This window comes from Arenicella xantha, from assembly GCF_003315245.1.
Taxonomy (GTDB): domain Bacteria; phylum Pseudomonadota; class Gammaproteobacteria; order Arenicellales; family Arenicellaceae; genus Arenicella; species Arenicella xantha.
Genome location: NZ_QNRT01000006.1, coordinates 1 through 15,592, shown reverse-complemented (window position 1 = coordinate 15,592; position 15,592 = coordinate 1). Strand labels below are relative to the sequence as shown.

Sequence of the window (15,592 nt, the reverse complement as noted above, 5' to 3'; positions counted from 1 at the left end):
TGAGAGATGTATGAAATTGTACTTGAAAGCCGGACTGGCTGTATGTGCCACTGTTGTAGTGGTGGCGACCACTAGTTGCTCACAACCTGAATTCGCGAACGACCAAGAAAAATTTGAAGCGTATTTGAAAACTAAGCGCGTGGCAGTTGATGATACCGACAGAGTAGAGCGACTACGCGCTGATTTTGAACGCCGAGCATCTTTAGCGAGTGCGATCTATGATAACGGCGACCTCGACACAGCGGTGCTAGACGCTGAGATCGAAGAGTTTCGTAAAGAGCTGTTAATAAGCCGTTATTTTGAGCAATACCTAGATGCCGCTGTTACCGAGCAAGGTATTCAAAACTACTACACGGAGAATATTAACCAATATAAATCACGTAAAGTGAAAGTGTCGCACATTCTATTCCGAACTAATCCGCGAATGGATGAGTCGGAGCGCCAAGTTGTGCTAAGCAAAGCGGCTGAAGCACACAGTCGGATTGCTGCTGGAGAAGCCTTTGATGTGGTCGCAAAAGAAGTATCAGAAGACGCTATCTCAGCGAGTAAAGGCGGCGACCTTGGCTGGCTTAATGAAGGTGCTGTGTCCCCAGGGTTCTCAGAGAAAGTGTTTAGGATGCAAGCTGGTGAGTTATCTGAACCCTTTCAAACTGACTTTGGGTTTCATGTCATTAAGATCACTGAGCCGCCACAAGAAGTGACTCGTGCACTTGAAACGCTTAAGGGTGATATTCGCTATCAACTTCGCAACAAGACTAAACGTGCCGAAATGGAGCGTTTATTGAAATTATCGGGCTATCAGTCCAAACAGGCAAATTAATTATGACCATGGTCAGAGTAGTTCGAATCACTGTGGCGACGTTGGGTTTATTACTTAGCGCCTGCGATACTCCGCCCTCAGATCAAGCGGTGATAAATTCCACAAAAGTGCAAGAAGGTACATTGGCAACAGTTAACGGGGAATCGATTACCAGTGCTGAGTTAGATGCGATGTTGGAACGTGCGTTTTCGAATAGAAATATGGCAAAAATTGATCAGTCGGTTCGATCAAAAGCCTTGGAGAGTCTAATTTCTGCTAAGGCGATGCAACAGTCAATGCTGGGATCTTTAGAGGCAGACAAAATTCAAGATATCGAATTACGTACTGCGGCGTTTAAGCAGGAGCTTTATGTGAAGGAATACCTGTTAGTGCACGCACAGCCTAAGCCGGTCGAATCTCGTCGCATTCAAGACTATTACGACCAGAACCCGCACGAGTTCGGTGGTGGTGAGCGACGTATATTCGAAATGTTGAGCACCGACCAGCGACCGGACGAAGCGTTGCGTAATAAGCTTCTTCTTGAACTTTCTAATATTAAGGAGCTAGGAGATTGGCTGACTTATGCAGAGAGTGATCCGTTTAATTTGAATTATCAGCGAGCAGACCTCAATCCTGGCTTATTGGATGTGGCGCTTGATCAGGCTGTTAACGCCTTGGAGGTCAATCAAGTGTCCGAGGCTGTGTTTATCGCCGGTCGGCCGCACTTGCTTCGGTTATTGAGTGTAGAAACTTTGCAACCCAGACCATTGTCTGAAGTAAGAGCGAGTATTCGTCAGAAGCTGGGGGCTGAGCAATTAAGACAGTCAATTAAGTTGGCATCAGATCGAGCTATACAGCAGGCCGATGTTAAACGTTTTCCAGCTCGATAGACGGATCTGATTGAACGAATTATGAATAGATTAAGCATCATCATACTGAAAGCACTCTCATTATTTGTGATGGGTTTCAGTGTGACGCCCGTGTTCGGGCAGTCGGCCGGAGCGGGCACGACTCCGTCAGTCTGTTTGTATTCTCAAGCCAACTTCGGCGGTAACGAGTATTGTACTGAAACCAGCACAGGGTTCGTACCGTTGCGCTTTTCGGCAGCCTCGATAAAAGTCTCTGATGGCTACCAAGCTAGACTCTTTCGTCTGCCGTTTTATCTGGGGCAGACCGCCGATGTTTCTGGCGACGTTGCTCGTTTTTCGCTTTTCGGAAACAGTGTTCGATCTATCCGGATGATACCAATTGAGCCAACTGAGAGTTCCATTGCGCCAGCATTAGTTCCGATTTTGAGTTTATTAATGGAAAATCCAGTTGACCCCGATGATTTGGATGGTGATGGCTTTACCAATGACTTTGAGATCGAACGAGGAACCGACCCCCACAATGCTGCTGACTACCCCGATGTGGTTAAACCTAAACTAAACATAACGAATCAATCGTCTGGTCTGACTTCATTGTCAGAGCTTGTGCTCACCGGTTCAGCGACTGATAAAGCCCAGCCGTATTCGGGAATCGAGAGCATTTCTGTTACCTCAAGCCGTTTTATTGGAACCGCCTTCAGTGGCGAGTTCAATCAACAAACTGGGGTTTTTCAAATCGAAGTCCCTTTGGAATTTGGTGATAATCAACTAACGATCGCCGCGATTGATAACTCGGGTAACCAGACTGAAATTGTGCTGATGCTAACGCGTAGCACAGCTCCCGTTATTGAATCGGTGAGCCCATCTGATGGTTCAATATTAACCGACGCCTCGTTCACCTTGCGTGGCACTATCCGCACACGCTTATACCAGAACGATTTTGTGGTACAAATCAACAGCTCTCAGGTTGTAACCACAGCCACCGGTCAAGCCGATGTGTATGAGTTCGAATTTGTCGACGTTCCGCTAGACATCGGTCAAAATCGTTTCGAGCTGACCGTTAGTAGCGCCATAGGTGATGATGAGGAAGTTATAACTGTACGCTACCTACCTGAGATCGTGGATCAAATCGGGCCACCAAAAATTAGCCAAATATTTCCAACAGATGGCTCGGTCTTGAATGTGTCAATGTTTAATATCGGCAGCTCGATTGAGAGTCTAGCAGGACCATTAACGGTTACTGTAAATGGTGAAACGGTATTGTCCGCTGATCAACAAAGGACAAGTTTTAATTTAAACAGGCAATTAATATTTGCCGCAGGTCAAACATTGACGAGTGTGACGATAGTGGCTGAGGACAGTCTAGGTAAATCATCACAGCTCAGTGCGACTTACTATCTCGATGCACAAGCTCCGGTTATTGTGCTTGATCAAGCGTTCGAGGTCAGCCCAGCGGTGACGAGCGTTGATCACAATAGCGTTCGCTTTAGCGGCTCAGTTACGGATAACAATTTGAGCAGCCTGTTGATTAATAATCAGTCGGTGAGCTTGTCGCCGGGGACGGTGCCAGGTGAGTACCGCTTTGAATTTAATGTGCCGTTGTCGGGGAACGACGTGGTTCCAGTAAGTTTCTCGGCGCATGATCGTAGCGGCAATCAACGGAGTCTTGAGTACTTAGTTCGCAACGAATCAACCGTATCAATCTCTGCTGTGTTGCCGCCCGAGGAAACCGTTCTGATTTCTACAGATGGGGTCGCGATGGTGCAAGTTGTTGGCCGCATAGCGGGCGATTTACATGATTTAACTGGGGTTGCGTATCTTAGAAGTTTAGGTGCCGCCAGCGCTGTTGCCTTGAGTGTAAATGGTACACTGGCCAGCGCAGAACTGAGTGTTAGCGACGAGTTGGAGTCTCAGGAGATCGTGTATGAATTACGGAATACTCAAGGTGAGCCTGTAACCAGTGATACGCGACGTATACAGATCAAAAAGAATGCTGATGTGCCGCTAGAAGTTCTTCGTGTAGAGCCGGCCAATAATACGCAATACATTGAGCCAAATACTCCGATAGAAGTGTATTTTAACCAAGCAATAGAGGTAGATCAGCTCGTAGTCACGGTTCTGGAAACACTTAACGGTAAGAGCTATCTTAATGGTGATCCTTTGGGCGAAGATTTTATTCGCGCACAAGGCTATGTTTTATCTGATATTAATCGAGACCGAGAACCTGTTCTAGGTCAGGTAGACGCTATTCCTGGAAATGCGGGCGTCGTCTTCAGCCCATCACGTAACTATGGCTACCATGCCGATGTATTTGTTGAAGTGAGCTACCAAGAAGCGTCGGTGTCACGTAGCAAGTTCAAAGTTCGTGAACTACCTACGTTTATTAACGGCAGTGTTGTAGATCAATTCGGCCAACCCTTACGTGGAATTAAGGTCAGTTTACCTGAACTCAACCGCACCACAACTACCAATGGTGATGGTGGCTTCACCTTCGGATATCAAGAGGGCGGAGAGCAAGTTCTGCCCGGTGGTAGCCACACGCTGCTGGTGAACGACGACTTTGCCAGCACACGATTTGGCACGATTCGCACCAAAGTCAATTTGCAGCGTAATCGCATCAACGCCATACCGCGTTTCACCTTACAAGAGTTGGATGACACAGTACCGTTCAATAATTTGACATCAGGTGGCTCTAATACGCTATTGGGCGGTGACCTCGTTATTAACTTAAGCGACGCACGCGCAGTGTTCCCGAATAACCGCACTAGCGGTCCTGTGCATGCGCAGTTTTTACCGTATGAACATATCGGTGTAACCGCTTATCAATTTGCTTTGCCGCATTGGTTATTCGGCATTCAGCCAAAAGGTATCAAACTTGAAGGCGACGCTAGTTTGCAGCTCGCAATTCCTAAATTACGCGGTAGCTACGATTACATAAACACCGACGTTTATGAATATGTGGTGCTCCTAGGCTACTCAGTCGATGGCCAAGTAGTAGAACCAATTGGTGTTGGTCGAATCGAAAACTTCAAGGTCTCTAGCGTTGGCAAGTTGCATTTGAGTTCACTCGATTATCTGGGCTATGCCGTTGTGCTGCCCATACTAAATAATGACCTTGCTAAGTACGCCAATGGGGAGCTTTCACTACCCCAACTAAAAGCTGTTTTGCAAACGCAAAATTCAAGCACCACGGACTAGGCGCGGAACTATGACTCGCAGAATATTAATGAAAAGCTCACCATTGTTTGCACTGATTACTCGCTGTCAGATGCGCCAAAGTTTGCAGGTTTGCGTGCTCATTGCCCTGTCCATAATTGTGAATGCATTGTTACCCGATGTGGCACGAGCAATTGGCCCTCCAGTATATGTAGGTCTAAATCCAAATGCCGATTTTAAGGTGGGCCGTGTAATGTCTCGTTCGTTGGTGATAGACCCTGCGACTGGACTGCCTATTTTGGTTGAGTTTGGTAGTGATGGAAATGAAATTCGTGTCGTCGATTTACCAACATCTACCCCCTCTGAATTGAGTATTATCCCAGCTAACGAGTATCGAGTTTATCGACAGCAGCTCGAGGATTTCAAACAAAACTATCGCGAGACATTGGCTAAAGGTGCCGAGTTGATGTCGCGTAGAGAGTATGAGCAAGGTCGGTTCCTCAAGGCTGATAACTTAACTACTATCGTACCGCAACCGCTGCCTGAGGGCATCAACAGCGTCTTCGTGAGAAGTCAGGCCAATCGAACACAATCAGGTGTATCGGCGTACGAATCCCTCGTTCTTATTGCATTCGGGTTAGATTTAACACAGGATTTCTCGGTCAGTGAGAGTCACAAAAGTCTTATCGTCAATCGAGAAGGGCAGATTTTAGATGCTTCAAACGAGACCTTTGGCTATCGAGTGGGTTTCTACGGAAACCCAAATGAACCCCAAGATGTTAGCGCTACCGGTTTGGTATCGCAAGAAGACACAGTTTTTGGGCCGGTTCCTTTTACTCGAGTGTTTGTGGATCAGTTTGCTTATAGCGGAGGAGCAGCTATAACGGATGATAACGGGCAGTATAGTTTTATCTTTACGATGCCTCCGTGTCCTGTAGGTGGGTTTTCGTACACCACCGACGTTTGGGCTGAATTGCGTTACCGTAATTTCTTACCCACTGGTTCGCCAAGCATACCTTACTACCTTCGGTCGCCGGGTTATTCCTATTGCTACGCAGCGTTAGTGCCGCCGTTGTTGGCAAGTAGTGTACAGGCTACGCTGGTAGGGTATGCAACACCGGTCGTACAACATAATCTTTATGCCGATATTATGTTTGTGACTGGCTTGATTTCTCTACGCAACCCAAACGGTGAAGAGGTCGAGATTGGCGAAACTACTTATACGGCCTTTGAAGAGGATGCTGACCGAGTCTTGCCGACTTTCTATGATTTTAACGGCGATGGACGATCAGACTTCGCCCAAACTGGGCGAATTATGCTTTGCACGGAAGTGCGTGATGACGATGAAGTGAGTGACTTACCGCCGGAGGAAATTGATGCGTTTTTATCCGATGGAGTAACCACAGATGCCGTTGATAATACTCCAGGGGCTTACCTTGATGGTTTTTCATGTGTTGACAAGCACCCTGAGTTACCGTTCGACCCAGAAGAGGGAGGGCCTTGGCAGGGCGTGTTCTTTGATGGAGCCCAAGATGATTCAAGAGATTTCCCTGACTTAGTGCGTATTCCAGACCACCAAATGCGTAACGAAGCAATTGGGGTTTTGAAGTCGATTAGTCAAGAAGACATGCGGAATACAGATATTCTGTTTTTTCGTGAAGCCACTGGGCAATTAATATTGGAGCGTCGGGGGCTGAAGCAAGAGGAAGCCGAGTACAGGCCAGCGATAGAATACAATGAAGATGCCAACAAGGTAGCATATCGCGTTATGTTGCGAGGACCCGACGACTCTGTCTTGAATATTGGTGGTGGTGTTGACCGTCGTCAAAGTTATGAAGAGTGGGCGACCGAATACCAATTGACCGAACCGTTTCAAACACGCGAGTCGGATCAACCGCGTCCAGGTGAGTTCATCAAGATCGTGGCTATTAATCGCGCCACTGGCTACACCGGAACTGCGCGCGTACAACTGACTAGCGCTGCGACTAACGGCTTAACAGCGGGCATGCTTGATGTTGAAGTGCCACCAATTACATTGATGCCGCCGAATCTTAAAGTTTGGGCTGAGCGTAAGTTTGAAGTTGAAGCCGGATTAACCGCAGGTGAAGAACGTCAGAACACGATTGGCAATGAGGGCGGTGCACTCAATAGCGACACGACAGTGACAATTTTCACCGAATGGCTAGATGAGTCCGGTCGCCCGTTACCTGATGAATTAGGCTTGGATGACGGAGCACAATATGGCCTGACCGGACGACTAGCCAAAGTGGTTGGAGAAAATCAACTTCGTGCCGCGGCTTTGGCTGATGATTTGGCTGAATTCCCTATTGCTCCAGGTCAAAACACGCAGGTTCTTAGAATCCGTTCTGGCGGGCAAAGTTCAGCTACGGATCATTTTTATGTGCATGTAATCGGCAAGCCAAAGGATCAAGAGTGTGTATCGGATTCTAGCTGTCCAAGTTTTAGTTTACTTAGCGACGCGCCAGACTTAGAAGGTCGTCCAGCGCTATTGACGCCGTTCTGGACACCGCTTTGGAACGAACAAAAAAGTTGGATAGACTACCGAAACTATCGTGCAATTGTATCTGACTACACTATAGATACAGCCGAAGAGTATGAGAATAAGCCGGTTAAACCGTTGCCCGCTTATGCTTGGCAGATTAGACCTGAGTATCAATTCACTCAGTTTGAATTTACTTTAGACGAAGTGAATCGTGAGTTCATTGATGATGAAGAGCAGCCTGCAGTCGTCGACATCATTCGCTCGCCAGACCCAGTGATTGCTTCCACCGATGATCTGATCGAGCATTTTTATTCTCTAATTAGCGCCAGTGCTGATCGACTTGCCCCCATCGACGGTGAGCAACAACTAATTTTGTCACTTGGCGGGTCGGAGCAACTTGTCACAATTAACGCTAACGGGAGTATCACTTTTGATAATCTCGATGCATTAGACCAGTTGGTGCCAGAAGACTTTCTCAATATTCGCCTGTATACAAATAATGATGAGGGCAATACTTTGTGGGAGTTCCAATTCGAAGAAGCCAGCAATGCGCCTTTTTCGAGAACTATTTCTATTGCCACATTTAACTCGACCGAAACATCGACTGCTTCAATTGAGGACATTACCGATAGCTTTCTTAAACTGCCGTTTTATCTTCAGGAGAAAAGCACGGTTAGCATTGATGTACTTGACGAAAATTTAGGTTCGTTAGGCTCGTTGGTCACCTCATCTGATTTCTCGTCAGGTGCATATGGTTTTATTGTTACTTATGAAGATTTAAATGAATTTATAGAGCCTGAGGAAACCTATTACATAGCAGTCAACAAGGAAGGAGTATTTAGTGGCGAGCAATCTAGAAAACTGTTTACTGGCCGGTTGGCTGAAAGGGTCGACAGTGAAGTATTAGGGCAGATAATCGAGCACGATACATTGATCCAAAGAGGCTCGCTTACGCTGCGCCGTGAGGACATTAAGCTTTCCGGGGTAGGGCCACAGCTAGACTTTATTCGTAGTTATAGCAATGAGCAACAACTTACCAACGCAGACAGTCCGATGGGGCCTGGTTGGAATCATAACCATAATATTTACCTTAAGATCTTGAGTCAGAGTGATGCCGATGGTCTATACGGTAACAATCTTCCATTGTGGATTAAGGACTTTAGAGTTGGCGAACAACCGGTTATTACTCCGTTGGATGAATTTCCAGATCCGGTGCAAATCCCACAACTTGTGACCGTAAGTAATGGTGGCATGTTTATCTTTCGGGAGGGAAGATGGCGGCCGTCTCGAGGATTTCACGGTTCTCTAAACTTTGTTGGTGGCCGGTATCAGTACGTTTCTAAGGACGGTACTCAATATAATTTCCAGTCTGAGGTTTCGTCAGAAATTGATGAGCGGTTTTTGGTCGAGTCTATTGTGGATCGTAACGGAAACGCGATGAATTACGAGTACGAGAGCTATAATCAGCGCAAGCTCGTTAGTAAGGTTACCGATGCGAGTGCAAGAACACTCGAGTTCACCTACGATTACTCAGATAATGCCAAGGACTATCGCCTTACACAGGTAGAGAGCCCAGAAACGGATATTCGTCTTGAGTTTGAATACAGTACGGTAGTGGCAGCGTCTGGTGATCCTGATGCTGGTAATCAGCGTCCGGCAGTAGTGGCTTTAACAGGGTTTGAGCGTTCGAACTTTAGTGAAGCCTATACCTACCTAAAAGTTCCTGAAGACAAGGTGCCTAATCTAACCAGTGCTACCGATGCTGTTGGAAACACGACGTCATATGGTTACATGAGCGCAAGCCAAGCGCCTGCCGGGCTTCTGGAGTTTGCCAAGGGGACTCAACCGACCGATATTGTTGCTCATGTGGGTTACCCTGGTGGGACAGGCACAGCAGAATTTGAGTATCTATTTGGTAACGGTAATCAGCGCCGAGTGACCGACTTGAATGGTAATTCAACGCTCTACACACTGAATGAGTTTGGCAACCCCAATATTATTGAAGAGCCTCTGGGTAAGCGCACCGAAATGGTGTGGACAATTGACCGTGGCGAAGATGATGTTCAGATGATCGAAATGACCGATGCCCTCGGTCGCCTTTTTACCTACAGCCATGATGAACAGGGTAATGTCACTCAACAAACCGACGCAATTGGCACGGTAAGCCAAACTTGGAATGTAGAGTTTAGCCTGCCGCTAATTCGCACTGACCGCAATGGCAACAGTACTGAAAATAGCTACGACGATAACGGTAATTTAGCTTATAGCACAGATGCCGAGGGGAACACGACACGCCACACATATTCATCACAAGGCCTGCGTCGAACCACTCTTCATCCTGGTAACGGTGGTGTCACGGAATATGACTATGACCAGTACGGCAACGTTAAATCTATCTCATTCCCAGCCGGTAGTCACTACGCCTACACGAATGACTCGCGCGGCAACAAACTCAGGGAGAAAGACGCAAATGGACATTCAACTGTTTATGATTATGACGACTTAGATCGAGTCACCCGAGTTGATCACCCAGATGGTTTTTCAAACAGCTACACCTATGATGACAAAGGTAATAAAATCACCGAGACCGACAAGCTCGGTTTAACGCTTACCTACAGTTACGACTCCCGCGACCGAGTCGAGAATGTGACTCGCAGTTTTGGCGGCGGGTCTCAGCAATTTAGCTACGATAATGAAAGCAACCTGCTTACTGAGACGGATTGGAAAGGGCAGGAAACTAAACACACTTATGATGCTTTGTATCGCCTCCGGACGACTCGTAACCGGATGGGAGATACCATGACCATGGATTACGACTTGTTGAATAACCTAGTCGCTAGTACCGATTATCGACAACTCAAAACCAGCTATGAATACGATACTGGCAATCGCCGAATTCGAGAGGAAAACCCCGCCGGTGATGAAGCTCGTACCTCCTACGACAAAGAAAACAATATAATCACGCAAACCGACTTTGAGGGGCGCGTTACAACCTTTGACTATGACAAGCGTTACCTAAAAGTTGAACAAATCAATGCGCTCGAAGGCGTCGCCAAATGGACCTATGACGCGCGTGGTAATAACGACAGTTACACCGATGAAGCAGGTCGGGTAACAAAGTATGGCTTTGACCGCCAGAATCGAATGATTTCAGAGCGCGATGCTCGCGGGTTTTATACTAGAGTCGTATATGACGGAAATGGTAATAAAACTAGCATTACCGATCGACGAGGCTCGGTAATCGAACATACCTACGATGAAGTGAATCGTGTGGAAGAGACCAAGGATGCTGATGGATTTCTGTGGAAATATGAGTACGATGCTAACGGGAATAAAACGCTATCGGTTGATGGGAATGGCAGCGAAACAGCGTATACCTACGACAATCTAAACCGCTTACTATCTGAAACAACACCGGTTGATGGTTCGATCACGCATACCTATGATGCTAATAACAATCTGCTGACTACTAATGATGCCGTTGGCACGATCTATCTTAAGGAATACGACGCTCTCGACCGATTGATAACCGAAGAGGAAGCACATCTTTCACCAATAGCACGCTCACAGGTCACCACTTACGACCCTAATGGTAATGTACTCACTGTTAAAAATTTTCGCGGATTCACAACAACTTATGTTTACGATGACCTAAATCGAATAGAAACTGTCACTGATGCCCGTGATCAATTAACCAGCTATACCTATGACCGTGTCGGCAACAAGCTTTCAGTCAAAGACCGCCGAGGGAATACCACTGCGTATGATTACGACGCACTAAATCGTCTAATTAAGACGACTGATGCACTCGAGCAAACACTTGAGAGTACCTACGACCCGGTAGGCAATGCGCTAACGATTACCGACAAACGCGGTACGGTCACCACTAATACCTACGACCCTTTGAATCGCTTGCTTACAAGTACCAAGCCCGATGGTAATGGTGTTGATGTGCGGATTGTTAAGAATGAATATGACCGCGAAGGCAATATTGACGCCATCACAGATGCGAACGGCAACCGCGCAAAATACGCATACAATGGACGCAATCTGCAGATCACTGTAACCAACCCAGATAACACTGAAGTCACAACCACCTACGACGGCGTCGGAAATAAACTCACCATTACCGATGAAGCTGGACAAACCATCACCAATACCTACGATCTCGCCAACCGTCTGGAAACGTCGACCAATGATGAAGGCGAAACCACTAAGTTTGACTACGACCTAAATAACAATAAGACCAAGACAACGTTGCCCGAAGGCAATTATATGGAGTTCGAGTTTGATTTGCTCAATCGAGTAACGAGAATTTATGACGGCGAGAGAAACGTCACGAACTACACTTACGATGGCAACGACAATCAACTGACGCATCGTGACGCCAACGGCAATCTGGTGACGTATGTTTACGATGAACTAGATCGCCGCACCGAACATCGTCAACCCAATAACATTGTTACTACCTTCAATTATGACGCTGAAGGCAACATGGAACGGCGCACTGACCCCAATGGCCGTGTGTTTACCTATGGTTTTGACAAAATCAATCGCCAAGTGTCGGCAACGTTCCCACCGGCAACAAGCCCGTACATGCAGCTTCAGAGTGTGATCACCGATTATGACGGAAACAACAATCCAGTCAAAACCACAGAGAATAAAATTAACAACCGCGATGGTAGCTCGGTGGCGGACATTAGTGAACGTGAGTTTGATCTGCTCGATCGGCAAACAAAAGATACACAACGTGGTCACGTTATTGAGTACTCGTATGACCCGAACGGTAACCGCAAACAAGTAAGCTCTGCCGGTGGCAGTACCACCTATGCTTACGACAGCCGGAATAGATTGATTACCGCCACCACTGGCAATGGTGAGAGTCGCTATACCTACACAGCCGACAGTAAGCAGGCGCGTGTCGAATACCCGAATGGTACGATTACGCGCTATGAATATGATGATGCAGACCGTATGCTTGAAGCCATCAATGAGCGTCAAGTCAGCGGCAATGTGACCGAGCTGATCTCAAGCTTTATGTACACCTACGACGACAACAGCAATCGCGTCACGCAAACCGAAACACAAAATGGCTTTGCTACTAGCAAAGTACAAACCACGGTTTACGATTACGACAACGCGGATCGTATGACCGGCTACGCCATCACCGATCAAGACAGTGGCGATGTGCAAGCCTTTGATTACACCTTTGACGCCAACTACAACCGCAAAACCGAGGTCGAGCGCACGATTGTCAATGGTACGACCACCGTGGTCAAAGATCGCACCTCCAGCTACGACGAAAATAATCGCCTTACCACGATTGTTGATAACCTCGATCCCGATAACAAATCCATCGATTACACCTATGACAACAACGGCAATACCCTCACTAAAACCGACAACACACAAGTTGCCCCTGAGTTCACGAGCTTTCGTTACGACAGTCGCAATCAGTTAAGCCAAGCCATCCGCGGGCCGCCAACCGCGGAGGAATCTCAAGGTCTGTACGATTACAACGCCATCGGCATGCGTGTGCGCCACCTCGACAGCGAGCGTGGCGACATCGAATACATTTACGATGGAAAATCAGTTTTAGAAGAACGCGTGCTCGGCAACAACGCACTGCTGGCGCATTACCGCTACACCGACCGGCTCATCAGTCTTAACACTGCCACCGATGAGCAGTATTACCACTACAGCGCACTCAGAACCACCGCCAACCTGACTAACACCTCTGGCGCAACGCAAGTCAGCTACCGCACCGACGTGTGGGGCCACATCACCGCGCAACAAGGCAGCAGCCCCAATCGACAAGTCTTCACCGGCCAAGAGCATGACCAAAACACCGGGCTAATTTACTTTGGGGCGCGGTACTACGATCCAGATACGGCGCGGTTTATTAATGAGGATACGTATTTAGGGGAGGGCAATACACCACCTAGTTTGCATCGGTATTTGTATGCTTATGGGAATCCGACAGTTTATATCGATTTGCATGGTTACTTGTCGGAAGAAGATTTAGCCAACGCCTCAAGAGATGCTTACGACAACGGCGATATTATGGGTGGCATTTCTCTGAGCCTATTCCAAGGCGGGTTCGTAATTGTCGATTTCATCAGCGGCGGTTCATTGACCAGCCATGATGAAGCGTTAGATGAGGGTTTTGAGGGTACGGATGCCCTGTTCAGAGCGGCCGAAAAGCAAGCGGTTGTGATAGAGCAATGGGGCAAGGACCGCGTAGCGGAAGGGTTAGTCGAAGGCAGTGCTAAAGCTGTTTGCGGAGTTGTTCGTGTTTGCAAGGGAGCAGGGAGATTAATTGAGAGAGGCGTAGACAAAGTCAGCGATTGGCGCAAGAAACCAGATGCGCATGATACAAAAGTTAACCAGACGGTATCGAACAATAGAACCGACGCACAACCTGACAAACACGTTACCCAAGAAAGTCCTCCGGGACCAAGCAATGGAACGAATCAGAATACTCCGAACAATAGTAATTCAGCGCAAACTTGCCCCTGCTGTTTCGCTGGTGCAACACTGGTGGCAACCAAGTCTGGACTCAAACCGATCTCTGAAGTGGCCGAAGGTGACCTCGTTGCGTCGAGAAACGACGAGACTGGTGAAATGCAGTGGAAGGAAGTCACGGTTAAGTTCGTATTTGACGACGACCGTTTGACCTATTCACTCACTATTAAAACTGAGTCGGGTGAAATTGAGAGTTATGAAGTCACTGATAACCATCCATTTAATGTCATTGGAGAAGGTTGGGTTGATTCAATTGATCTAAAGCCGGGTATGCAGATTGACAGCTTAGACGGTCAAATTCTTACCGTGGTGTCGTTAGAGAGTTTGAACCAGAGCCCGATAACTTATAATATAGAGGTTGACGGCTTTCATACTTACTTTGTTGGTGAGTTGGGAGCTTGGGTTCATAATAGTTGTGCTTGTGGGTTAGAGGTTACTGGACCACGGGGAGGTCGAGGCAGCGATACCGGCGAAGTAAATACCAGCGGTCAGGCTATAATTAAGCGCGATAGTGGCGGGTATTATTCAGTTGACCCAAACACTGGCAAGCAGACTCGTGAGTTATCGCCATTTCCTGACAGTGGAAATCATGGTCACCATTCAGATCCTAAGTTTTTAGGAGGCGACCCTAAGCAAAAACTGACCGACCTTGATCCGGAAGATCACAGGAATTTACATAATGATATGAACGACTTTTTATCTGACAAAACTGATGACTTCGGAAACGATATGAGACCTCGAAGAGGTAATTCCGCGGAAGTAATTCAAGAAAACTTTACGAGAGATCAATGTATTGATGCTCTTTGCGACTTTTATGATGGACCAGGAGCGAAATATGAAGATGCAGCTAAAGACTTCTTTGAGCAACATCCGGTAGAGTAAAATGATTATAGGTTACGTTTTTTCTGGATCTAGTAGCAATGGTGGACTTTTCTTCGGAGAGTCAGATGCAGCTGAAATTATTTGTTCAAATTGCGGTACATGCAACGACTACGGGTATGCGCCAAGATCGCTGAATATAAATAAATCTCAAATGTATGACATATCTTTTACGGATGACTTAAGGAGAGTTTTTTCGGATAGGTTTGTAGCATTTGCCAAATCGAATTTAGGTAGTGATGAGCAGTTCAAAATTATTCAAACGGCTCACGGTTCGTTAAACTACATGTTCCCTAGCAGGATAGTGGAATTTGATTCGATACGGAGAAAAACTCAATTCGTAAACAAATGTGATTTATGTGGTGGGTTTGAGTCAATTGTCGGTGCTCACCCTACATTTCTCTTGTCTGAGAAACCAATAGGGCCAGGCTTTTTCAGGACAGATATTGCCTTCGCTAGCGGTAAAAGTAAATTTCCATTATTTATAGTGGGAGTTGAATGGAAGAAGTTACTAGAAAAAGAAAAATTTCGTGGCTTGGTTTTTAAGCCGATAGAGGGATAACACGCAAGAAAGGAACACAAACAAGGACACCCATTATAAGAATGGTCTGCAAAACTAAAACCAGTACCTAACCTTGCTTGCAAAATCGACCGAGTCGTTTCGGTTAGAAGTGATGCGTAAATAGCCGGATTGGGAGTTTTAGGCTGCTATGGTACAAACAAGGACACCCATGATAAGAATGGTTTGCAAAACTAAAACCAGTACCTAACCTTGCTTGCAAAATCGACCGAGTCGTTTCGGTTAGAAGTGATGCGTAAATAGCCGGATTGGGAGTTTTAGGCCGTTCTAACCAGATGCAAGAC

5 protein-coding genes are annotated in these 15,592 nt (G+C 46.8%); all 5 read left to right on the top strand.

Annotated elements, in window-relative coordinates:
* Positions 1–10 precede the first annotated feature (10 nt).
* Genes DFR28_RS16790 through DFR28_RS16770 form a run of 5 tightly spaced genes read left to right on the top strand, consistent with a single transcriptional unit; the run spans position 11 to position 15,290 of the window.
* Positions 11–820, top strand: coding sequence for a peptidylprolyl isomerase (locus DFR28_RS16790; RefSeq protein ID WP_170132154.1), 810 nt, complete (start codon positions 11–13; stop codon positions 818–820).
* A 2-nt stretch (positions 821–822) separates the two neighbouring features.
* Complete coding sequence (locus DFR28_RS16785) at positions 823–1,689, top strand: peptidyl-prolyl cis-trans isomerase (RefSeq protein ID WP_113955553.1); 867 nt, start codon at positions 823–825, stop codon at positions 1,687–1,689.
* Positions 1,690–1,710: 21 nt separating this feature from the next.
* On the top strand, positions 1,711–4,863 hold the full coding sequence (locus DFR28_RS16780) for a hypothetical protein (RefSeq protein ID WP_147251042.1): 3,153 nt from the start codon (positions 1,711–1,713) through the stop codon (positions 4,861–4,863).
* A gap of 10 nt (positions 4,864–4,873) precedes the next feature.
* Positions 4,874–14,731, top strand: coding sequence for a polymorphic toxin-type HINT domain-containing protein (locus DFR28_RS16775; protein ID WP_113955551.1), 9,858 nt, complete (start codon positions 4,874–4,876; stop codon positions 14,729–14,731).
* Between the two features lies 1 nt (position 14,732).
* Positions 14,733–15,290 (top strand): hypothetical protein, encoded by a 558-nt coding sequence (locus tag DFR28_RS16770; RefSeq protein ID WP_113955550.1) that lies wholly within the window; start codon positions 14,733–14,735, stop codon positions 15,288–15,290.
* Positions 15,291–15,592: the final 302 nt, after the last annotated feature.

Excerpts from the sequence above, each read along its gene's own strand:
- DFR28_RS16775 (WP_113955551.1), top strand. The coding sequence starts at position 4,874 with ATGACTCGCAGAATATTAATGAAAAGCTCACCATTGTTTGCACTGATT.
- DFR28_RS16780 (WP_147251042.1), top strand. The coding sequence starts at position 1,711 with ATGAATAGATTAAGCATCATCATACTGAAAGCACTCTCATTATTTGTG.
- DFR28_RS16790 (WP_170132154.1), top strand. The coding sequence starts at position 11 with ATGAAATTGTACTTGAAAGCCGGACTGGCTGTATGTGCCACTGTTGTA.
- DFR28_RS16770 (WP_113955550.1), top strand. The coding sequence starts at position 14,733 with ATGATTATAGGTTACGTTTTTTCTGGATCTAGTAGCAATGGTGGACTT.
- DFR28_RS16785 (WP_113955553.1), top strand. The coding sequence starts at position 823 with ATGACCATGGTCAGAGTAGTTCGAATCACTGTGGCGACGTTGGGTTTA.